General features: G+C 50.2%; 17 protein-coding genes and 1 tRNA gene. 3 read left to right on the forward strand and 15 right to left on the reverse strand.

All coding sequences use genetic code 11. The features are described 5' to 3' along the window. The first annotated feature begins 279 nt into the window (after window positions 1–279). Window positions 280–351, forward strand: a tRNA-Glu gene (locus CLFS41_RS27410). A gap of 45 nt (window positions 352–396) precedes the next feature. Here the strand turns inward: CLFS41_RS27410 and larA are convergent. From larA to CLFS41_RS27450, 8 genes are all read right to left on the reverse strand, one after another. Continuing rightward, entirely contained in the window at window positions 397–1,713 is a 1,317-nt protein-coding gene (gene larA, locus CLFS41_RS27415; protein WP_052665906.1) for a nickel-dependent lactate racemase, read from the reverse strand. Between the two features lie 223 nt (window positions 1,714–1,936). Beyond that, window positions 1,937–3,385 (reverse strand): arylsulfatase, encoded by a 1,449-nt coding sequence (locus CLFS41_RS27420; RefSeq protein WP_045094171.1) that lies wholly within the window; start codon window positions 3,383–3,385, stop codon window positions 1,937–1,939. Between the two features lie 26 nt (window positions 3,386–3,411). After that, window positions 3,412–5,331: a hypothetical protein gene (locus CLFS41_RS27425; protein ID WP_045094172.1), complete on the reverse strand. Its 1,920-nt coding sequence runs from the start codon at window positions 5,329–5,331 to the stop codon at window positions 3,412–3,414. A 77-nt stretch (window positions 5,332–5,408) separates the two neighbouring features. Continuing rightward, entirely contained in the window at window positions 5,409–6,881 is a 1,473-nt protein-coding gene (locus CLFS41_RS27430) for a sulfatase-like hydrolase/transferase (RefSeq protein ID WP_045094173.1), read from the reverse strand. 37 nt (window positions 6,882–6,918) lie between these two features. After that, complete coding sequence (locus CLFS41_RS27435) at window positions 6,919–8,034, reverse strand: glycoside hydrolase family 88 protein (RefSeq protein ID WP_045094174.1); 1,116 nt, start codon at window positions 8,032–8,034, stop codon at window positions 6,919–6,921. Between the two features lie 18 nt (window positions 8,035–8,052). Then, window positions 8,053–9,687 carry an extracellular solute-binding protein gene (locus CLFS41_RS27440; protein WP_045094175.1) on the reverse strand — a complete coding sequence of 545 codons (1,635 nt, stop codon included), beginning with the start codon at window positions 9,685–9,687 and terminating at the stop codon, window positions 8,053–8,055. 49 nt (window positions 9,688–9,736) lie between these two features. Beyond that, window positions 9,737–10,627: a carbohydrate ABC transporter permease gene (locus tag CLFS41_RS27445; protein ID WP_045094176.1), complete on the reverse strand. Its 891-nt coding sequence runs from the start codon at window positions 10,625–10,627 to the stop codon at window positions 9,737–9,739. Window positions 10,628–10,643: 16 nt separating this feature from the next. Beyond that, the gene (locus CLFS41_RS27450) at window positions 10,644–11,600 is read right to left on the reverse strand and encodes an ABC transporter permease subunit (RefSeq protein ID WP_045094177.1); all 957 of its coding nucleotides are present in this window, start codon (window positions 11,598–11,600) and stop codon (window positions 10,644–10,646) included. Window positions 11,601–11,943: 343 nt separating this feature from the next. Here CLFS41_RS27450 and CLFS41_RS27460 point away from each other — a divergent pair, with 343 nt between their 5' ends. Continuing rightward, window positions 11,944–14,184 carry a helix-turn-helix domain-containing protein gene (locus CLFS41_RS27460; protein ID WP_045094179.1) on the forward strand — a complete coding sequence of 747 codons (2,241 nt, stop codon included), beginning with the start codon at window positions 11,944–11,946 and terminating at the stop codon, window positions 14,182–14,184. A gap of 397 nt (window positions 14,185–14,581) precedes the next feature. Here the strand turns inward: CLFS41_RS27460 and CLFS41_RS27465 are convergent, their stop codons facing one another. The 7 genes from CLFS41_RS27465 to CLFS41_RS27495 all read right to left on the reverse strand — a co-directional run bounded on the left by CLFS41_RS27465 (window position 14,582) and on the right by CLFS41_RS27495 (window position 22,002). Next, complete coding sequence (locus tag CLFS41_RS27465; protein ID WP_045094180.1) at window positions 14,582–15,142, reverse strand: HD domain-containing protein; 561 nt, start codon at window positions 15,140–15,142, stop codon at window positions 14,582–14,584. 30 nt (window positions 15,143–15,172) lie between these two features. Further along, on the reverse strand, window positions 15,173–15,640 hold the full coding sequence (gene smpB, locus CLFS41_RS27470) for an SsrA-binding protein SmpB (protein WP_045094181.1): 468 nt from the start codon (window positions 15,638–15,640) through the stop codon (window positions 15,173–15,175). Between the two features lie 5 nt (window positions 15,641–15,645). Beyond that, window positions 15,646–17,913, reverse strand: a complete 2,268-nt coding sequence (rnr, locus tag CLFS41_RS27475) for a ribonuclease R (protein WP_347469138.1) — start codon at window positions 17,911–17,913, stop codon at window positions 15,646–15,648. Window positions 17,914–18,073: 160 nt separating this feature from the next. Further along, window positions 18,074–18,328, reverse strand: coding sequence for a preprotein translocase subunit SecG (secG, locus tag CLFS41_RS27480; protein ID WP_007860395.1), 255 nt, complete (start codon window positions 18,326–18,328; stop codon window positions 18,074–18,076). Between the two features lie 97 nt (window positions 18,329–18,425). Continuing rightward, a complete protein-coding gene (locus CLFS41_RS27485) occupies window positions 18,426–19,373 on the reverse strand; it encodes a type I phosphomannose isomerase catalytic subunit (RefSeq protein WP_045094182.1) in 948 nt (315 codons plus the stop codon). 243 nt (window positions 19,374–19,616) lie between these two features. Next, window positions 19,617–20,894: a phosphopyruvate hydratase gene (gene eno / locus CLFS41_RS27490; protein WP_007860399.1), complete on the reverse strand. Its 1,278-nt coding sequence runs from the start codon at window positions 20,892–20,894 to the stop codon at window positions 19,617–19,619. 148 nt (window positions 20,895–21,042) lie between these two features. After that, window positions 21,043–22,002, reverse strand: coding sequence for a hypothetical protein (locus CLFS41_RS27495; protein WP_045094183.1), 960 nt, complete (start codon window positions 22,000–22,002; stop codon window positions 21,043–21,045). A 388-nt stretch (window positions 22,003–22,390) separates the two neighbouring features. Here CLFS41_RS27495 and CLFS41_RS27500 point away from each other — a divergent pair, with 388 nt between their 5' ends. After that, window positions 22,391–23,467 (forward strand): glycosyltransferase family 2 protein, encoded by a 1,077-nt coding sequence (locus tag CLFS41_RS27500; RefSeq protein ID WP_045094184.1) that lies wholly within the window; start codon window positions 22,391–22,393, stop codon window positions 23,465–23,467. Window positions 23,468–23,503: the final 36 nt, after the last annotated feature.

A 23,503-nucleotide genomic window follows, 5' to 3' on the forward strand; every position in this document is an offset into this window, starting at 1 on the left:
TAAACCCCCCCAATACATTATATAGTTTTTGCTACACCCCATAAGAAACGAAATACCTTCTCCTGAAAAGACCAGTTCCCCGACTGGTCTTTTCGCTGTCCAAAAACAGGTGCACAAAGCAGGTATCCCTCCCCTGTTGCCGGTCCAAATACACTTCCCAGAAAATTCCAGAAAGAAATAAAATTTTTTCAAAAAGTACTGGACAAACTAAAAACAATATGGTATTATAAACAAGCTGTCGGTGATGAGTACAGCAAACAAGCAAAACAAATATCATAAGGCCTGATGGTCAAGCGGCTAAGACGATGCCCTCTCACGGCGTAAACCCGGGTTCGATTCCCGGTCAGGTCATACGAAAACAAGCAGATAACTGCTTGTTTTTTTGTTTTATTCCTTTCATTGTTTAGCAGGCCGCTGCTGCTCTGTTGAGCATGCACACCGGACAAGTGTCTCCCCGCAAAAAGGAATGATGCCCACGGAAGCCTCCGCCCCCAAATACCCAAATGCCTGGTCCAATGCAGCCTCAACCGTATTGCAGGGAATAAAACCAATATCCCGTATATCCTGCTCTGAAAACCCCTCTGAAACACAGAGCACCGTTGCCCGCTCCCTCACGGAGGCTATAAAAAGAGGAACATTTGCGCCCACAAGGTCGGTGATCCGGCCTGCATCAACTTCCTGTTTGATCTTCGTAAAGTCTGTACTCCCATATCTGCGCAGCGTTGCCTCATGCTGTGGAGCGTTGCCGCAAAGTCCCTCTTTTCCCCTTATGACAAAGATGATCACACCGTTGTCCCTAAGGCCAAAGTGCGAGAATATGTAGGGCTTGCATCCCTGCCAGAAATCTATGTCGGCCGGGGCAGCCGAGGCGATGACAATGTCGGCCCGCCGGGGGATCACCGGGCACATGACCTGTTCAGCCAGCAAAACCCCGGCCCGGTGCGCTTCAATAAAATGACCGCAGAACAATCCCAGGATATGCTTGTCCTCATCCATTACCGTGTTGACAATAAAGTCCAGACCCACCATGGCGGTGATCTCCTCCATTTCACGGCGGCAGAGATTGTCCGTAGTACCGCAGGACTCCAATACATTTTGAAGGGTACATGCCATCAGATGAGTGATCTCTGTTGTCCTTTCGCTGCAGACTCCCGGCTGGATCATCTTACAGCCGCCTCCCCAGCCCGCCGCAATATGGGGAACAATATTCCCAATGGCGATCTTAAAGCCGGCTTCCACCACCTGGCGGTATACCTGAATGGGTGTACCGTTCCTGCTTCTGCCCAGATCAACGAAAACGGAACTGTCCTTATAGTCCAGATTCAGGAAACGGAACCGTTTTATGATATCCATGCCAATGTGGGTTTCAATCTCATCCTCCGTAAGGATACGGTGGGTCCCCAGGGCCATGATCAGCGTAATGCGGCTGTCCGGTACGCCTGCATGTTCAAGGCGGCGCAGAACCTCCTGCAAAAGAATGCGCTTTGGGGTAGGGCGGGTGATATCGTCCAGCAGGATCACGATCTCCTGCTCCGGGCAAACCATATCTTCCAGCCTCCCGGTCCCAATGGGATGGCCAAATGCCTCTGTGATGATCCTGTCCTGATCCGGTATCTCCCTGCTTGTCACCGGCTCTGCATAGTATAAAAAGTTTTTATCCGGAACCTCAATTTCCATCCCCTTATCTCCATATGGAAGCATATATCTGCTCATAACCTTACTCCTGTCATCTGTTAGTCTAGAGTGTGTTTGAAAATTGCTTTCTGACATCTGTGCGTCACAGTTTGTGTGGGATTGGGGCCAAATGAAGGCGGCGTAGTGGGCTACGCTAACTGAATTTGGCCCCAATAACCCGCGAAATGGGGCGTGCTTTGTCCTAAATGGGTACCGGGCAGAGCCTGGGGGATTCCTTAGGGCAGATGACGGGAATGAATGTTCAAACACGCTCTAATGTATTGACCGGTGCCCTCCCCACCTGCAGCCTTTGTCCGTCACTGTAGCCCTCTTGACGCTGGGACAATTCCCGGATCAGGCACTGCCTTAAGTACCGGATCCGCTCCTGTCTCTCTGTATTTCCAATCAGATCGAAGAGTTCCCTGGGATCTGATCTCAAGTCAAAATACTGTTCCCTTCCAGTCTGGGAATACCAGATATATTTGTCCCTGTCCGTTACGATATAATGACTGGAATCCACACCGTAGGCGTGTTCGCCGTGAAGGTGATCCCGCACCTGCGACCTCTTCCCTCTCATAACAGGCAGAAGGCTGGCTCCCTCCACCGAAGCCGGGATCGGAAGGCCCGCAATGTCCAGAAGGGTAGGCATGACATCACGTATCTCTGTCAGGCAGTCAACAGCCCGGTTGCGCTTACCGCCCAAAAGATCACCCGGGTCATAGACAAGCAGCGGGATTCCCGCGGATCCTTCATACGGTAAGGCTTTGCGGAAAAGGTGATGATCTCCCATCATATCTCCGTGATCCGACAGAAAAACAAATACTGTATCCTCCAGCAGGCCGTATTCCGACACGGCCTGTATCAGTCGGCGCAGCTGCTGGTCAATGTGGGTTATATGCCCATAATAGGCGGCCTGGGCACGCTTTAATGTATGTTTGGAAAGCACCCCTTTCTTTGCATTGATATTCAGCGCCTCATTGTCAGGATCCTCCTTATCTGCCCAGTCCCCTTCCACGGGTTCAGGCAGATCCTGCTGCATGTAAAGATCCATGTAATAGCCAGGAGGATCCAAGGGGGAATGGGGACGCACCAGAGAGGTATAGAGAAAAAATGGCTTGGTGGTATCCCGGCGCCGGAGAAAATCAATGGACTCCGATATGCACCAGTTGGTGGGGTGATACTGCTCCTCGTAGGGGAAGGGGCGGGCCATCCAGGAATTGCATTCCAGTCCGGAGTCCATCAGGTCCGCATCCACCCCTTTCCGGCGCTTCAGCCAAAGAAGGTAATCATCATGCTGCTGATGGCTCTCTGTCTGAGGCAGCCCCTGATCCCGGTCAAACTCCAGATAGCCGTCATGAAGCACCACATTGTGGAAACCGCAGAGATTGCGTTCAGGATAAACATGCATCTTTCCAATGCATTGGGTATGATACCCGCCTCTTGCAAATTCAGACGCCAGGGTACATGGATAATTCCAGGGTACCCCATCCTCATATCCCACGCGCTTGTGGGTCCTCTGGCTGGTGCCGGTCATTAACGCGGCCCTGGCCGGAATACAGGAGGGCACGGCTGAGTAGGCTCTGGTAAACTGGTAGCCGTTCTTCTTCATCATATCCAGGTTGGGAGTCTCCACCACAGGATGGCCGGATATCCCCATACAATCCCGGCGCATCTGGTCCACTGTGATCAAAACAATATTAGGACGTTCCATAAACGTTCTCCTTTCACTCTCTGTCATCATTCAGTCCTGACCACAGCCTCTTTGCCGGGTTCCCCCCATATGCCGGAGGTATTAACAGCCAGGATCCTGTAGGAATACCGGTGTCCTGACTCCACCTCCATATCCACATACACAGCTGTGTTAAGGGCAGGGGAAGAAGAAAGTGTCTCATAATGGCCTCCATCCACGGACCGCAGCACTTTATAATGGAAAAAGTCAGATTCTCTGCTGGGTTCCCAGGTGAGAAATATCTGCCTGCCACAACAGCCCTCCTCCCATTGGGCTTTTACGAATCCTACAGCGGCAGGAGCCTCTGTGCTCACTGGCGTAAGCTGAAAAAGCGCTACGGCGTGCTGGGGCAGAATCACCTCCAGAGAAAGCTCTCCGCTGTCCGCGGTGATCTTTTGCGGATCCCCCATTGGCTCTAAACCGTCCGCGTCCCTTAACTGCCGTATTTGTTTAAGGTTGGGTTCTTTGGGACACCCCAGCTTATGCCATAATGTATTGGAGTTGGAGTGGTCCTGATCGATCCTGTATTCCAGCAGGTAATAGCTTCCAACAGCTCCGCAGTTTTGGATGTCCAGACGGAAGCTTCTCTTCCCAACCATATCTGAGATGCCATCCTCAAAATTCCAAAGCATGTAAGAGAAAACAGGTCCGCGCCGGGTAGCCAGTACACCAAACTTTTCATTAAAACCCGGCCCATCACATTGTACAGGTAGGCGGCGGTCTCCCAGCTTTGAAAGCAGCACGTAAGCATTAAAAAAGGGTTTTTTTATCATATCCGTACAGGGATATCTGCCAAGGGGAGTCAACTGTGAACGGTTTCCGCTGAACAGTGACCGCTCCCACTGCAGATGAGCATTGTCGCTGTCAGCCACGGTCAGGTTCACACCGCGGTCCAGCACCCTGGTGCAGTACAGGGAGATCATTTTGCAGACAAAACCCGGGGCGTAATGGCTGTTGCGGAAATCAAACCAGCTGGCATCCTCCACTCCCCTGCTTCCTGCCCAGATAATATCCGACTCATCATTAAAAAATTCCACATCACAAAATTGGGGATACTGCTCCAAAATATCCAAATACCGCTCCACGCTGCCGAACATGACGGCGGAGGATGGGTTAAAGTCCGTGGTCTGTCCGCCCTTGCAGTGTACGGAGACAAAGTCCAGCCGTGTGCCGTAGCCACCCGTACAATAATTCACTTCCCCGGCACAATGTTTCAGGAATCCCTCAAAGATCCTGTATCCCTCCTGGCCCTGCATGGTTGCCGGCCCGCCTGTGCGCAGCCTGTCATCCACTGAGTGGACAGCATGCTCCATATAATCATACAATGCGAAAAAGCTGGCGGGATCCCGGCACCAGGCAGCCTCATTGTCCGGCTCATTCCAGATTTCAAAATACCAGCCGCGGGTCTCCTCCAGCCCGTAACGCTCCAAACAATGGGCGGCAAAATCCCGCACCATCTCACCGTACAGCCTGTAATCTGCCGGCAGGAAAAATTCCTCCTCGCTTTTGCGGATCGCCTTAGGCAGATAGACCAGCTCTACAATGGGCGCCATCCCATGGCCTACGATCACGTCATACACCTGGTCCACCAGATCCCAGTTATACCGGAGCGTTCCGTCCTCCATGCGCGCTACCACCTTGTCATCACCATTCTGTCGGTTGTCATGGGCAAAGCAGCGGTTGCCGTAAGGCAGGTCCAGTTCCAGAAAATATCTGTCCCCCTCCCCATGAAGGCTGAGGATATTGTGCAGCCGCATATAGTGCAGATGACCGTGAAAGGAAGACAGGTAGTCATACATTCTCAAAAAGGAGGGGGTTGGGGTAAAATCTGCATTTGCATATCCTGTTGCACTCCAGAATGGCCGCAGCAATGTCTCCTTCCCCCCGTGGTCGATACAAAAACAAATATCAGGATCAAATTCAGCCATAATCAAGTTCCTCCTTCACGCACTGCTGTGTATTAGCACCCGGAATCACGCGGCGTCCCGGGAAACGGTCTCTCGGATTACATGGTACCCTGGGAAAGATTGCTGTAGGTCTCCACAAAGGCTTTTAAGTCTCTGTCTGTTATGCGGACCGGATCCTTCGTATCCTCCATATGTATTCCCAGGGCCTCCAGCATACTGGCTGCAATCTGCTGCATTTCCCGGGATTCTTCTCCAAACAGAAGGTTGCAGGTCTCCTGGGGATCCTTTAACACATTGTACAGCTCATAATATGTCTCATCTTTAAACAGATCCACAATGAGCTTATAGCCGCCCCGCAGGATGCAGCGCTGGAAATTGCTCCTGGATCCATTTCCGTCAAATTGGATCATTATATCCCTGCCGCCCTCATCCCCCTCAATCATGGGTAAAAGAGAAGTCCCGTCCGGCTCATGCCTGGGCTTTATCCCCAGATAACCGCACAATGTAGGCATCAGATCCACCTGGCTCACGGGCGTCTGTATATTCCTGCCGCCCATGTAGTTTTGTGGAAACTTTAAATAGACCGGCGTTCGCACAGACTCCTCATACATGCACATTTTCTGGAACAGGCGGTGGCTGCCCAGCATTTCCCCGTGGTCGGAGGTGAATACGATCAGGCTGTCATCATAGATACCCTGGCATTTCAGCTCCTCCAGCAATTTTCCCACCTGATCATCCAGAAGGCGGACCAGTCCCATGTACACACGCCAGCTCTCTTTCCACTGCTTTAAATCGTATTTTGTGCCCACCACACCTGTTAGATTGTACATCTGAAGCGGCGATTGATGATCGTACCACTTGCCCACATTGTCCGGAAGGCAGACCTCCTCTTTGGTGACAGCCGAGTAATAAGGTTCCGGTACATCCAGGGGCGGATGGGGGGCCAGATACATGGCGCTAAGGAAAAGAGGCTTGTCAAGGTCCCTGGTGCGAAGTCCCTCCAATGCTTTCTCCGTAAAATAGCCGTCAAAATAATATTTCTCCCCCGGCTCATAGCAGCCGGTAGTTGGATTTGAATAACGGCACACCCTGGTGTAGCGTCCGCCGGCCAGTTCAGGCACAAAGGAGCGGAAACGGTCTCCTCCCGGAGCCCGCACTCCATCCGCCTTTAACAGTTCCAGATAAGTCTTTGCCGTACTCAGCCACCTGGTCTTGCCTTCGGGGCGCTCCTCCAGCTTTCCCCCCTCTGTGAACAGATGCTGCTTACCGCTGTGCATACAGTCCCACCCGCTCCGCTCCATGAGTTCATAAAAGGTCTCAAAGGAGCGGCTCACCAGGCCGTAGGCCCCGTCCTGCTCAAGCCAGGGATTGATCATGCTGCCGTTGCGGCTGGGATATGTTCCCGTAAATATGGATCCCCGTGAGGGCACGCACAGAGGACAGGAGCAGTATGCTCTGTCAAAAAGCACTCCGTCCCTTGCAAGGGAGTCTATATTGGGGGTAATCCCCCGCCCAAGCATGTCATAGCGCAGCTGGTCCGCTACGATAAAAATAATATGAGGTTTCTTCATTCTATTCTCCTGTTGTTTCAGGTATATTCTGCCGCCCTTAAAAGATCCCCTGCCCGCCCTGCAGCTTGGTCAGGGCTTCCAGATAGAAAAAGTCTCCATAGATAATAGGCTGGTTAATAAACCGCTTTCTAGGGAAATGCACGGTTCCGTAATCGATCAGTCCCTGAGTCTGTCCGCTGAAATCAGAACAATTTTCAGTGAGCTTTTCAAGCAGCGAAACAGCCATGGAATAATATCTTTCCTTTTCCCCGGGATCCGTGCAAAGGTTTGAGATCTCGATCATGCCGCTGGCCGCACAGCAGGCGGAAGACGTATCCTTTGCATAGTCATCTGTACTGTCCGCCATAAAATCCCAACAAGGGATGCCGTTTTCCGGCAGATGGTCCATATACCAGCCGGCTGTTTTTTTAGCGGCATCCAAAAACTTCCTCTCCCCAGTCTCCCGGCATGTGAGTGCAAACCCGTAGATTGCCCAGGACTGCCCGCGGGCCCACACAGAATCAGGCGACTTTCCCTGGCCTCCCACCACTCCCAGCCGCTTGCCTGTGACCGGATCAAAACGTACAATGTGGCACACCGTTCCGTCTTCCCTTACAAAATTTTCCAGAACAGTCTCTGCATGGGCCAGGGCGATCTGGCAAAACCGAGGATCATTGATCTCCCTGGACGCCCAGTATAACAAAGAGAGATTCATCAGGCAGTCGATGATCGCAAGTCCCTGGGAATCCTCCCACTCACCGTCATTCCAGGCCCGTAGGAAATGCCCTGCCAGATTAAAACGTCCCGCCAACAAATTAGCTGCCTTCAGCCCGCGCACACGCGCCTGTTCATTTCCGTCACAGCGATAGTGGGCAACGGCTGTGGGCATCCACATAAAGCCCACATCATGGTGCAGGTCCACAAATGCCTCCATGGGCCCATCCAGCCGCTCTTCAATATCACACAGGATCTTATAAACCTCTGGATCCCTTGTCTTCCTGTAAACCAGCCAGAGGATGCCTCCCCAAAATCCCCCGGTCCAGAACTGGGGGGCCTCCCGGTTGTATTGTCCCCCCGGCGCGGCATGGGGAAATGCCGCGCCAATGGCTTTACTGTTGATCAATTCTTTTCGGATCGCCTGTTCATAGGCATCCTTTAACACATCAAGGTTCATTCTGAATTTCTCCTTCCCTTACTCAGTCCAGCCCATGGTCTTGGCATAGCGGTCGTAGGCCTGCTGATAGATCTGAATGTACTCATCCACATGCAGTGCTTTCAGCTTTTCAACATAGGCGTCCCACTCCTCCTCAATCCCGCCCTTGGAGATCCAGTTGGCGTAATTCTGTTCCACATAAGCATCGATATCGGTCTTTAAGACGGAAATACGGTCGATCTCTTCAATGTCAAACAGGACGCTGGGATACACGTTCTCCAGAGGAACATTATAGGGCGCATAAAATTCATCCAATTCTGCCCGTTCCTTTAAGTTTGCATTTAGTTCCAGCTTATCCGCAACCTCAGGCAGGACACCGAACACACCGTCCGTACCGGGACCGTAATCATGGATCAGCTCTGACTGCAGCTTGCCCTCGGGCAGCGGCAGATAGCGGTAGCCGCCGTTCTCCGTCTTTTCAAGGGAATAATCAAACAGTCCCTGGTTGACCTGAAGGGAATTCTCCGGTTCATAGCTCTCATCGATCCAGCGCATGATCACTTCCGGATTCCGGGCTGCCTTGGTGATGGCAAAGGCGCTCTTGCAGCTGATCTTGGATGGTGAGTTTGCCCACAGCTGGTCGCCTTTTGGTCCCTTTAAGGGAGCCAATGCAATAAAGTCATCTCTGTTGGGGCCTGCTGTGGAATTGCAGCTCCAGCCCAGGAATGCTCCCACAATCTTGGAAGGATCCTGTATTTTAGCTACATAGACATTAAAATCATGGGTAAAGCCCTCGGGGTCCATAAGCCCCTGGGAATAAAGCTTGTTAAAGTACTCAATGCCTTCCTTCCACGGCTCGGTCTGTGCCGTATAGATCACGGTACCGTCATCCACGATAAAATGGGTATAATCATCTACCTGGCCCCAGCTGCCAAACATGGGGGCCAGATTCTGCTGGCGCAGGTCCTGTGCCCGGAAGGTGAAGGGGATCTCATCTCCGGCATCACCGTTTCCGTTCAGATCATTGGCCTTAAATTCCTTTAATACTGCCTCAAACTCATCCAATGTCTCGGGTACTTCCAGTCCCAGCTGATCCAGCCAGTTCTTATTGATGAACAGCTTGCTGTACGTATCCGGGTCCAGAGAGGTGAATGTGGGGAGAGAATAGATATTCCCGTCCGATGCAGTGATCTGTGCCTCCAGTGTGGGATTGACCTCCATGGCGTGCTTCAGGTTTGGGGCATACTTGTCGATGAGATCATTTAAAGGGATCAGCATGCCCTGGGAGGCATACTTGATCACATCCACCTCGGTCAGGATCTCATAGCCGTAAAAGGCATCCGGCAGATTATTGCCTGCAAAGAGAAGGGCCTTTTTCTCATCCCATCCTTCCTTTGCATTCATATTCCAGTTGACATCCACATTGGTGGACTCCTCCATCTGCTGGAAATACACAAGCTCCTCGAAATTCTTATTCTTGGAGGTGATCGCCGCCAGGGTGATGCTCACCGGCTCGTTGACAATGGGAAGCCCCGTTTCATTGAAGTTGCTGCTTTCCACCGGCGTTGTGGTCTCATTTGCCTTGGTATTGGAAGTCGCCTTGGGAACACATCCTCCGAGAAGCATTGCCGCTGACAGTACAGACAAAGCGGCTGCCATACATCTTTTTTTCATAATATACCTTCTTTCATATTTTTATTTTGCTACAGCAATTGCTGTAAAATCATCCTTTCACTGACCCCAGCATGGTTCCCTGATTAAAGTGCTTTTGCAGAAACGGATATACCACAAGCACCGGCAGGGTTGAGACAATGATCAGGCCGTATTTGATCAGCTCGGCCGCCTTTTGCTGCTCCAGGATACTGTCTATATCGCCCATGGCCGAAACCTGGTTCTGCATCAGGATATTGCGCAGCACGATCTGCAGCGGCTGGAGGGACTGGTCTCTCAGATAGATCAATCCATTCATATATTCATTCCAATGAGCCACGCCATAATAGAGCACCAGCACTGTAATGATGGTCTTGGACAGCGGAAGGACCATTTTGAAAAAGAACCCGAAATGGCTGCATCCGTCAATGCTGGCCGCTTCATACAGTTCATTGGGAATGTTCTCCCGTATATTGCTGGTGGCAATGATGACATTAAACACATTGATGGCCGGAAGCAGGATCATTACCCATGGGGTATTGTATAGGTTCAGCTTCTGCATCAGCAGGTAGGTGGGGATCATGCCGCCCTGGAAATACATGGTAAACATCATGAAAGCCATCAGTCCCCTGCGGATGAAAAAGTTTTGCCGTGAAAGGGGATATGCGATCAGCATGGTCAGTATAATGTTTACCGAAGTGCCTACAACCGTATAAAACACAGTATTATTGTAGGCGGTCCAGATCTTCCCATCCTCTAGTATCTTCCTGTAGCCGTCCAAATTAAATCCCATGGGCAGCAGCCTTACCTGCCCGTTGTTGATGGCCACCGGATCCGACACGGAAGCGATCACGATAAAGTATAAGGGATAAAGGACCATCAGTCCAAGAAGTCCCAGGACCAGGTAATTAAACACATCAAAGATACGGTCCGCTCTGTTTTTTTGTTTCCATTTTTTAAACATTGTTCCCTTCCTCCCTCTACCACAGGCTGCTGTTGGTCAGCTTTTTAGACAGCTGATTAGCGCTGACCAGCAAAATAATATTGATTATATTATTAAATAGTCCAATGGCCGCTGAATAGCTGAACTGGGCATCCACCAGACCTACCTTGTAAACATAGGTGGAAATGATCTCGCTGGCAGCAATGTTTAAATTGTTCTGCATCAGATATGCCTTCTGGAATCCCAGGCTCATGACCTTGCCCATCTCCATAATAAACATCATTACAATAGTTGGCAGTATACCGGGCAGATCCACATGGCGGATCAGCTGCCATTTGTTGGCGCCGTCCACCTGAGCCGCCTCATACAGATCAGGGCTGATGCTTGCCAGGGCTGCTATATAGATAATGGCGCTCCAGCCCGCATTCTGCCACACACCTGATAAGACAAACACCGGCCGGAACCACTGTGCCTCCCCCAGAAAGAATACAGCATCCCCTCCCAATGCCTGGATCAGGATATTGATGATCCCGTTGCGGGGTGAGAGGAACAGCCCCAGCATACCGGTCAATACCACCATGGATATGAAATGAGGGAAATAAGTCACTGACTGGATAAAACTCTTAAAACGCCTGTTTTTCATCTGGTTCAGCAGGATAGCCAGGATGACGGGAACAGGGAAACCGATGAGCAGCTGCATAAGGCTTAAGGACAGCGTGTTCTTAATTAAGGTCCAAAATTGGGAAGAATTAAAAAAACGCTCAAACTGCGCAAACCCACACCATGGGCTGCCCGTAATACCCAGATCCGCACGAAACTCTTTAAAAGCGATCTGTACGCCGTACATAGGCATATAATGAAAAACTAAAAAATACAAAACCGGCAGGGCTGCCAACACCATTAACTGCCAATCTCTCCTAAACATCCGTTTGACCCGGATCCCTATCCCCGGTCCTTTGGGATCCTTATGTCCTTTCTTCTCTGCTGCCTTCATCACAAGTTCTCCTTTCACCCCTTGTTGCGGGATACCGTGTTTCTGGGATGAGTATAGCAGACCTTTGTGCAGGTTTTCAATCAACCGTTTTTTCAGATGTGCCGGATTTATGCAGATTGCCCATATAATCTGATCCATATACATCCGGAAATTGCGGAAAATAGTATGCACTTTTTCCCATATGCCGTTTTTTCCATCTAAAAAAAAGCCGTAAACACACGGCCTGCGGGGTAGTCTTCCCTCTCTCCCCCTTCTCTGCCCCCTCCAAAAGCAGTTGTCTTTCATTCTTTTTTTTGATATAACTAATATAAACAAAAAATGTCGTGAAAGAGGTGCATTTCCCGTGAAAAAGCCACAGCAAGGTAAACAGTTCTTTCGCTCTCTCGGTTCCTACCTGCTGATCGTATTTATTCCCCTCAGTATTATCTGTGCATTTTATATCATGCATTTTTACAAAGCATTCCGAAATGAAATACTGACCAATGTCAACAAGGATCTGATCAATATTTCTACCCGGATCGATACGGAGCTGTCCATTTTCCAGAACACAGCCCACCAGATCGAGGCCTCCAATCAGCTGGGTGCCCTGTCACATGAAGATGATCCGGTCAAGATCAACAGCGCAAAATCCATGCTCTCCAACTTCAGCGCCACCAACGCATTTATCTCCGAGATCTTCCTCACCATTCCGGAGATGAACTATGTGCTGAATTCCTCCACCTCCAACCGGATCTCCTATTTCACAGAGTGGTACTATGAGCTGGAAGGTCTGTCGCCCCAACAGGTGAAAGATTTTTTTACCAGTGCCACTCCCAAGATCCTGCCCTCTCTCACATTGCACCAGTTCATGTTCCCGGAGGAAAAGATCCTGCTGTTCAGCTATCCTATTTATACAGACTATTTAAAACAGGCCGGAAATGTGGTTTTCCAGGTTCCTCTGCCCAATATGGAACAGCTTTTTAATGACAAGCTGGGCAGCTATTCGGCTGTCTCCTTTTTGTTGGACCAAAAACTGGGGGTGATCACTGCTGTCAATGCCTCTCCGGACCTTTATGACTGGGCCAGCGACCCACAGAATCTTTCCGAGGCATTTTCAGATCAATTCCATTCCCTGGAGAACCGGTATTTTGTCTGCAGCTTTACCTCCCCTGAGTCGGGCCTAAGCTGCCTGACCCTGATCCCCCAAAATCAGGATACATTTTCCCAGATCACACAGCTGAACCTGCTGTTTTTTATCTCCATACTGGCCGCATCCGCCGTCAGCATGATCGTGATCGTCTATGCCATGCGCTTTAACTATTTTCCTCTGCGCAGGCTTCAGGATAAAGCCGGGCAGCTTACCAACCTGGAGCGCACCAAGGATGAACTTTCCGATATTGAAGATGCGCTGGAGCTTTTAAACGGACGCTCCCTTCACCTGCAAAAGCGGCTGGAGAGCACCGCTACCTCTGTCAAAAGTGCCCGTCTCCAAAAACTGCTGGCAGACGGCTATCAGTCCATCCAGGATTTTAATATGGACTGTCAGGAACTGAACCTGCACTTCAGCCACAGCCGCCTGTTTGTGACCACCAGTATCGTCCACCGCGATCCCTGTGACACAGAGGCAATCCTACAGGAGATCAAGGACTTCCTCTCCGGCTCCTTTGAAACATACTATCTGCGCACCGTTGACGGAAAAAAGCTGATCATGGTCCATTCCGTGCCTGAGACCACTGCGCCTGAGACCATCACAGACATTTATGGAAAAATGCACGCCTGCTTTATGGATCAGCATGCACTGCTGATCACCACGGGAATCGGCACCATGACGGATGATATCACCCAAATGTCCCAGTCTTACCTCAACTCCTGCACGGCGCTGGACTACCGCTTTGTAAAGGGCAACGGACAGGTGATCCATTTTGAGGAGATCAGCCTCAACCCCAACGCCGGCTATCCCCTGGAGCTGTTTGAAAAATGCAGGAACGCCCTGCGGACCAACCATTCTGTAAGGATACAAAACTGCATCACCCAGATCATCGACAGTGTAAAGACCAACAACTATCCCCTTGCCATTGCCCGCGGGATCTGTTTTGACCTGGTCAACCTGGTGACCAGCTACAGAGGCGACCAGAGCGGCAGCCACAGCCTTCTCCAGCAGAATCTCTTTATCTTTTCAGAGATCGAGACCATCCAGGATCTGGTCTCCTACCTGACCAAGTGGCAGCAGGAGCTGTCCTTTAATGATGCGGCTCTGCCATCTCAAAAACGGCGGCCCGCGGAGATTGCGGAGATTTTAAGCTATCTGGACGAAAACTGCTTAAGCTGCGAGTTCTCCCTGTCTGAGACCGCGGAACATTTTAACATGCCTCTGCCCAAATTCAGCCAGTTTTTTAAGGAACAAATGCAGCAGGATGCCCTGAAATATACCATACGCGTCCGGATGGACAAGGCAGCGCAGCTTCTCACCAATACCTCACAAAATGTGGACGCCATTGCCCAGCAGACCGGATACTACAACTCCTCCAGTTTTATCCGGCGCTTTAAGCAGGTATACGGCATTACTCCCAATGAATATAGGAAGATCCACCGCCCGGGTCCGTAACGCCTGCAGCATGGATGTCCAATAGAGTAGGGAAATAATTGCTAAGAATTATTTCCCTCTCGATGAACCGCATGTACGGGTCTCGTATGCGGTCCTGCAACTTTTTTCATCCATCTGATTTCTGGGTCATGCACCATTCTCGTAATAACGATTTGTACTATAAATCGTTACAGCCCTTCGGTTGTTACACCTACTATGACGTCATCCGGCTCCCTCCCCAAACCTTTTTCGACCAAGTTTCTGTACGCAGGCTCAAGAACTTTGCCACACCACTTCCTTCATCTATGCCATTACTGACACCGACTTGTGGTTCGCTGCACTTGGCGGTAAATACCCGTGACTGGACTTGCACCAGTTAGATTAGTGACATACTTGGCGCACTAGCAAAAGGAGCCTGCTATTGCAGGCTCCTGTGCTGTGCTTCGCTGGTCTCTTCATCCATCAGCGTTCTCAGTTCCTTTAGTTTTTCATTTTCCTGAAAATATTCCATTCCATAGGAAAGATTAAACTCATAGTCAAAATCAGGCGGATTCGCGCCCTGGCTGTGTTGTATAATCGTCTCAGCCTTATCCATGGCTTTAACAAATCTGGCTTCCGGTGTCTGACCCTGGTTATATTCCTCACACAATGCCATGATCTCTTTTGCACATGGACCGGAAATGGCCTTGGTCGCCCTGGACACATCCAGCTGCTCCTGCCTGTGCTTTTCCCCTTCATCCGGCCTCAGGGCCGCTGATACATCGCCTGTGTACAGTTCTCCCAGATCATGGACAAGGCACATAAGCATCACCTTTTCCCGGTCCAGCTCAGGAAATTCACAGCAGAGGACAGCTGCCCCAAGGGCAAGACGCCAGGAGTGCTCTGCCGTACTCTCCTGGCGTCCTGTGGCTGTCCATGCGGTCCGCAAAGTGGATTTAAGCCCTTCCACTTCCTTTATAAATTCCAGATATCTTCTCATATCAACCTCACATGGAACCTTCCGTTTTCCCTAATACAGGTTCTTGACCTTAAAGTCTTTTTCCAGTTCCCTTCTCTGATCCTTCTTGGCAATATCCGCCCGCTTGTCATAGTTCTTCTTACCACGCGCCAGCCCGATCTCTACCTTCACCAGGCTTCCCTTAAAGTACACCCGCAGCGGAACCAAAGTATAGCCCTTTTCCTTGATCTTGCCGCCTATTTTTAATATCTCATACTTGTGAAGCAGAAGCTTGCGCACGCGAAGCGGATCTTTATTGAAAATGTTGCCTTTTTCATAAGGGCTGACATGCATGCCGCAGATGTACATCTCACCCCGGTCCACCTTGACAAATGATTCCTTAACGCTGCATTTGCCCATACGGATCGACTTTACCTCGGTGCCAAACAGTTCAATCCCGGCTTCATATTTTTCATCTATAAAATAATCAAAATTCGCCTTCTTATTGTTGGCAACCAGCTTAATACTTTCCTTCCCCATTAGTTCTATTCCCCTTTCTCGTCCATTTGATTCCCGTCCCAGTTCCTGGCCAGGACAAAATCAACGGTCCTGAGAAGCCGGTCCGTGCCGGATACCGTTACCCGCACAGGCTGTCCCAGTTTATATGTTTTCTTAGTCATCTCTCCCGTAAGTTCATAGTGCTGTTCGTCAAATATATAATAATCATCGCTCAGGTCACTCATGCGCACCAGGCCCTCCACGGTGTTTGGAAGCTCCACATAAAGCCCCCAGCTGGTAACGCCTGATATGACGCCGTCAAATTCCTGGCCGATGAACTGTGACATATATTCACATTTCTTCAGTTTATCAGTCTCCCGCTCCGCTTCGTCCGCCCTGCGCTCCAGCGCGGATGTCTGCACAGCCACCTCTGGCAGGATACGCTCATAATGGCCGGTCCGCTTATCCCCAAGCCCCCCTTTCAGGTTCTCCTTGATGATCCTGTGGATCTGCAGGTCCGGGTATCTTCTGATGGGGGAGGTAAAATGAGTGTAATACCTGGTAGCCAGTCCAAAATGGCCGGAACACAGAGTAGTATACTTGGCCTGCTTCATGGAGCGCAGGGTCAGCCTTGAAAGCAGGGCCTCCTCCGGCGTCCCTTCTATCTTATCCAGCAGCTTCTGAAGTTCCTTAGGATGGATCTCCCCGTGCTGCATTTTTATAAAGTAACCAAAGTTATTGATAAATGTGCCCAGCTGCTTCATCTTTTCAGGATCCGGATTGTCATGGCTTCTGTAAAGGAAGGGGATGGATTGCCAGTAATGGTCCTCCGCCACTGTCTCGTTGGCCAGCAGCATAAAATCCTCGATTATCTTGGTGGCCGCGTTTCGCACATAGGGCTTAATCTCCAATGGCTTTCCCTTGGGATCCAGCAGGATCTTGCTTTCCGGAAAATCAAAGTCAATAGCCCCCCGTTTGCGCCTTTCCTCCCTGAGGATAAGGGACAATTCCTTCATACAGTCAAACATAGGGACAAACCCCTCATACTCTGCCATCACCGCCTCGTCCCGGTCAGTGACAATGGCATTGACCGCAGTATAGGTCATGCGCCGGTCCACATGGATCACGGTTTCCGCAACCTTATGGTCCGTCACAGTGCCCTGTGCATCCACCTCCATGATACAACTCAATGCCAGGCGGTCCGTACCTGCATTCAGGGAACAGATGCCGTTGGACAGCTTGTGGGGCAGCATGGGAATCACCCGGTCCACCAGATAAACGCTGGTGCTTCTTTTAAGGGCCTCCTTGTCAAGAGGGCTTCCTTCCTTCACATAATGGCTTACATCCGCAATGTGGACACCCAGGATATACGTTCCCTTTCCAGTCTTACAAATGGTCACCGCATCATCCAGGTCCTTGGCATCCTCACCATCTATGGTTACGGTCTGAAGCCCTCTCAGATCCAGACGGCCGGCCAGCTCCCCGGTCCATTCCTCATGTGTCTTCAGATCATTGATCCCGTACTCTCCTAATACTTGCTCCTGATTTCCCGGAACCTCCAACGAATCCTCAATGTCCTGGATCTCATCCATGACCGCCTGAGGAAACTCCTCCGGCAGCCCGTATGCTCTGACAATGGACAGGATATCTGTCCCGGGATCATTGACATGGCCCAGGATCTCCGTGATACATCCCTCGGGTTTATGCTTTTCATCCCCATAGTCCTTGATCTTTGCCACTACCTTGTGCCCGGTGACAGCCCCCATATCACAGCCCTGGGGTATAAAAACATCCTTTGCCAGCTTCTGGTTATCCGGTATCACAAAACCAAAACTCTTATTCTTTTGGTAATAGCCCACCACTTCCCTGTTGGCATGCTCCAGCACCTTGATCACAGTACCCTCTGCCCTGCGCCCCGAAGCCCCCATGCCGGATTTTGAATGACCGGATCTGACTGCCTCTGATTCCACCACGATCTGCACCCTGTCACCATGCATGGCTGCACCGGTGCGGTCCTCGGGTATGAATATATCCTGTTCCATGCCGTCCACTGTCACAAAGCCAAAGCCCTTGGGATGCCCGAAAAAAATGCCGTTAATGGAAAATGTCTCAGGCTTTCCGTATTTTCCCTTTTTCGACACACCAATCTTTCCTTCGGCCACCAGGGCGTCCAGCACCTCTGTCAGCTCATCCCGCTGTGATTTTGGGATATTCAGGAGAATGGCCAGTTCCTTTGCCTTCATAGGCACATAGGCCTTATCATCCATAAGTTCCGTAAGTATCTGTTTGCGCTGTTCCAATATTTCCTTTTCCATATAACCTCTCTTACCTGCCGCTTATGGCATGCCAGCCATCAAGCGCATAAAATGCTGTCAGCAATCCCAGCCTGTCCACATGTTCGATACCGCATAAAGCAATAAAACACCCTTATATGAATACAAGGGTGTTTTGGTCACGTTCGCTTCTGTTCTCTTATTATCCCTGAATCTTTAACAGGATATTCAGGATAATGGTAATTACCATAAATACAATGGCTCCGTACCTGGTAAAATGCTCCAGGGCACCTTCCATAGAACGGCCTCTGTTCTTGCTCCAGTAACTGTCAGTAGAGATACCGCCGATCGCACTTCCAAGACCATTGGACTTGCCCTCCTGCATCAGGATAACCACTGATATCGCAACACCAAGAATTACATATATGATTGATAAAATAATCTGAATAACTGACATTCGTGTGCACCTCTCCATTTTCTTATAGTCAAACAAAGATATCTTATCATACTTTGTCCAAAAACACAACCTGTTTTCCCATTTTTGTGACCATTTCCTATACGGCCTGGGATGAGATGAATGTTATCCTGCCCTTAAATTCCACGGTCCCATATCCTGCAGGTACAATAAAATGGCTTCCCTTTGCAACCGCGATGCCGTCCACCGTGCCCTCTCCCTCCAGGATGCTCACATTGGCGAAGCTGCTGCCAAAATCCTCCTCCCAGTGTCCTGTCACCTCCACCTTGTCCACTGTATAATAAGCGCAGGTGACCAGGTGATATTTCTTACCGTTGTCTGTGTCAGCCGTAAGCACAGGCTGCTGGTCCCTGTTCTCCACAAACGGGGCCCGGATCACATCAATGCTCTGCTTTACATGGAGCTGTCTGGGCTTTCCATTGGAAAGTCTGTCATAATCATAGACACGGTATGTAATATCACTGCTCTGCTGGGTCTCCAGTATCAGCGTTCCGCCCTTGATGGCATGGACGCATCCCGGATCGATCTGGAAGAAATCCCCCTTCTTAACAGGCACCTGGCGGATGAACTCATTCCATCTCCCTTCCCCGATCATCTGTGCCAGTTCCTCCCTGTCCTTTGCGTGGTGGCCTATGACAATGGTTCCATCCTCATCACAGTCCAGGATATACCAGCACTCCATCTTGCCAAGGGAGCCGTTCTCATGCTCTGCCGCATATGTATTATCCGGATGGACCTGGATGCTTAGGTCCTCCCTGGCATCTATGATCTTTACAAGAAGAGGAAATTCCTCACAGGAATCAGCTGCTTTGCCAAACAGTTCCCTTTGTTCCTTCCAAAGTGAGCTCAATGTACGTCCTGCATAGGTACCGGATGCCACTTTACAGTCACCGCTTCTGTGGGCACTGATCGCCCAGCACTCTCCCGTATGGTCGCTGGGGATATCATAGTTATACACTTCCTTAAGACGGCTTCCGCCCCAGATGGCTTCCTTAAATACCGGTTCGATGAATAACAGTTCTCTCATGCTTTATCTCCTTAACCCATGCTGTATTTTTTCTTATTTCATCATACCCCAGATTTCTCCTTTGTCAAGATTTACATGGGTAAAACAACCGGTTTTACATTATCGTGTACTCCCCTTCTGGCACTTAAATCTGCGAGATGATCTCTTGTCAGCTGTGCACAAATTTGTGAGGCACACAGGTTGTGTACATTGATCCAATCTGTGTAGGGCCGGCAAAAGATCATCTGCAAAAACATGCGCTGGTCAGACTTCGAGGGTAAGGTTTTCCTCAATGCGCAGCAGCTGGTTGTACTTGGCCACACGGTCGGAGCGGCATGGCGCTCCTGTCTTGATCTGTCCCGCATTCACTGCCACCGCGATATCTGCAATAATAGAATCCTCCGTCTCACCGGAGCGGTGGGAAATAATGGTGCCAAATCCGGCCCGTTTTGCCATCTCAATAGCCTCAAAACTCTCCGTCAGGGTACCAATCTGATTCACTTTCACCAGAATGGCATTTCCGGCTTCCATCTCTATCCCTTTAGCCAGTCGTTTTGTGTTGGTAACAAACAGATCGTCACCCACCAGCTGAATACGGTTTCCAAGCTCCCTGGTCAGCATTTTCCAGCCCTCCCAGTCCTCTTCCTCCAAGCCGTCCTCAATGGAGCAGATAGGGAAACGTTCCACAAGGCCTCTGTAGTACTCCACCATCTCACTTGCACTGCGGCGTATCTGCCTGCCTGCCATCCGACTCTCTCCCGGGAACAGATACATTCCCGATGCCTCATCATAGAGTTCACTGGAGGCTGCGTCAATGGCGATCTTCATGTCCGTGCCCGGCTTTAACCCGTTCTTTTCCATGGCCTTGACCAGGTATTCCAGCACTTCCTCAGAGTTCTTAAGATCGGGTGCAAATCCGCCCTCATCGCCCACGCCGGTACTGTAGCCATCTTCCTTTAAGAGTTTTTTCAGGGTATGATAGACCTCTGCACACATCCTCAGTCTCTCTGAAAAGCAGCAGGCTCCATATGGCATGATCATAAATTCCTGAAGATCCACTGTATTATCGGCATGTTTTCCTCCATTCAGGATATTCATCATGGGAATAGGAAGCTGGGATGCATGTATTCCTCCCAGATAGCGGTAGAGAGGCATATGAAGGCCATTGGCCGCCGCTCTGGCCACTGCCATGGATACGCCCAGTATGGCGTTCGCCCCTAATTTTCCTTTATTCTCCGTGCCGTCTGCATCTAAAAGCATTTGGTCCAGCCTTCTCTGGTCCAGTGCACTCTCAAAAAGCACTACCTCGCTCAGCACTGAATTCACATGCTCCACTGCCGTTTTTACACCCTGGCCGTTATACCGTTCCCCGCCATCACGCAGTTCCACTGCCTCAAATTTTCCTGTAGATGCGCCGGAGGGAACTGCAGCCCGTCCTGTGGCTCCGCCCGCCAGGCATACCTCCACCTCTACTGTAGGATTCCCCCTGGAATCCAGTATCTCGCGGCCTGTAACCGCCTCTATCTCCAGCTCGTTCAACATAAAAAATGACCTCCTCATATCAATCTTATCATTGATATAAGGATAGCCATTTTTTAGCATTTTATGTATGGTTTATGGGCTTTATGGCGGAGTTTTACCTGACTGCCCTGTCAGTTGGCCCCGGCTCCGTTAGTTGGTCCCGGCTCCGTTAGTTGGCCCTGGCTCCGTCTGCACCAACCGTAAATCCGTCCGGTGTGACCGTGCTGGAGAGCATGGCTCCGTTTTCATCACAGTAATACTGCTTATCTCCCCAGGAGATCCATCCGGTCCTCATATAACCTTCCTCGTCAAAAAAGTACCATTTGGAATGGATATACTGCCAGTTGTTCTTTGTATAACTTCCGTCCGTATTTACATACCACCAGCCTCTGTCATCCCTCATCCACTGTCCATTCAGCCTTACCAGGTCCTGGTCGGTTATCTCAATATAAGATGACTCCTCCCAGTCCCCTGCATGATTCCTTGCGTCAATGGCTCTTACCTTAAAGTAATAGGTGCCTGTTCTGGGAAACTTACCCGAGAAATCAAAGCTGTTCTCCTTCACTGTGTAGACAGTTCCGATCCCATCATCAGAGCTGCTGTTCCCTCTGCGGCACAGACGTACCTTATATGTCTTTGCCAGATCCAGGTGATCCCAGTGGGCGATTCCGTTGTCCTCATCCCAGATCAGTCCGTCCACATCCAGATCCTCATCATCCTCATCCAGCTTTTCCAGGGTAACGGTGAGCACCATCTCGGATTTGTCGCTCTTAACAGAACTGGACACATACTTTACCTTATCCCCGTCAAATTTAAATGCATTCTTGCCTGATTTGGAAAAGTAGTAATCAGAATCCGCCGACAGCCATATCTCCACCTTTGGCTTGTCACCACCGATCCAGTAATCTCCTTCATTTACAATATCCACGCTTTCAATGGAGCATTCCCCACTGTCCAGCGTAACATCCACCGTTCCGCCTGATTCCCCTGCCTGTATGTCGGAAGCGAACGTAAGCCCAATGGTCCCCACTTTTGTCCGTTCTTCTTTCGCGAAACTGACCAGGGACATGGACATTGCAGCCACCAGAGCCAGACCGGCGACAGCGGCCCCTTCCCATCTCCTTCTCATAAGAAATTCCTCCTTTGTCCTTGTTCTCACTCTATCATACCACAAAACACCGATGATTGAAATCTCCTTTCCGATCCTCAGTTCAGGGAATTTACTGTCCATTTTCCCATACACCAAACTTGTTCCATTTTCATATAGTATTACTAGTACTGAGTTGCGTAAATAACCGTAAATAAAGCGCCTGAACCGCCCAAGGCATATCCGAATCCAATCCCATGTCCGTCTCACGGACCGGGCCAAAAGCCAGGGAATATCCCATCAGGGGCAATAGACGCCGCACTTCGGTTATTGATGCAGATCAGTATCGGGCCGGAAGACCATCAATCCAAGATCCACCCATATTCCAAAGCCCGGTCAGATAAACAGTTTAGTACAGGGGGATTATTTCTTGATTACCTTAAGTCTTTGTATGATTGTTAAAAATGAAGAGGCAGTGCTGGAGCGAATTCTAAAGCCCATGTCCCTGGCAGCAGACCAGATCATCATTATGGATACCGGATCCACTGACAGGACAAAAGAGATTGCACGCCGTTATACCCAGGAAGTCTATGATTTTCCCTGGAAAGATGATTTTGCCGCAGCCAGAAATGCGGTCTGCGAAAAGGCATCCATGGATTACTGGATGTGGCTGGATGCCGATGATACGGTAAGTCCGGAGACTGTAAAACAACTTATTAAGTTAAAAGAAAGTCTGGATCCGTCCACTGATGTGGTGATGATGAGATACGCCACAGGTTTTGACTCCAAAGGCAGGACTACATTTTCCTACTATAGAGAGCGGATCCTTAAGAACCACCGGGGATTTCTGTGGCAGGGAAGGGTCCATGAGGCCGTGACTCCGGGAGGTAATATCCTGTATTCCGATATAGAAATACAGCATAAAAAGGAGGGCACCGGCGACAGGGACCGCAATCTAAGGATTTACGAGACCATGCTAAAGGAAGGAGAAAAACTGGAACCCAGACACCAGTTTTATTACGCCCGGGAGCTGTATTACCATGAACGTTTTTCCGATGCCATCCAAGTACTTGAGAACTTTCTCAGGGAACCGGACGGATGGATTGAAAATAAGATCGATGCATGCCTTCACCTGTCCTATTGTTATGACAGGACGGGGCAGCGGGAACATGCCATGATGGCTCTTACTAAAAGCTTCGTCTATGACATTCCCCGGGCGGAAGCGTGCTGCGAAATGGGACGTCTTAAACTGGAAAACGGAACCTTACGGGAAGCCGTCTACTGGTACAGCCAAGCCCTGGCATGCAGTCCGGATGAACGCTCAGGAGCTTTTGTCCAAAAAGATTGTTATGGCTTTCTTCCTGCCATTCAGCTATGTGTCTGCTATGACAAGCTGGGTGATCCCAAACGGGCCTACTACTATCACAAAAAAGCCCGGAATCTAAAACCGGATCATGAGGCCGTAAAGCAGAATCAGGCATATTTTGAACGCATCTTAAAACATTGAACGGAAGCAGATGCTTCCAGATAATAAAGCAAGGAG

Origin of the sequence: Clostridium sp. FS41 (genome assembly GCF_000954015.1) — a bacterium.
Taxonomy (GTDB): Bacteria; Bacillota; Clostridia; order Lachnospirales; family Lachnospiraceae; genus Enterocloster; species Enterocloster citroniae.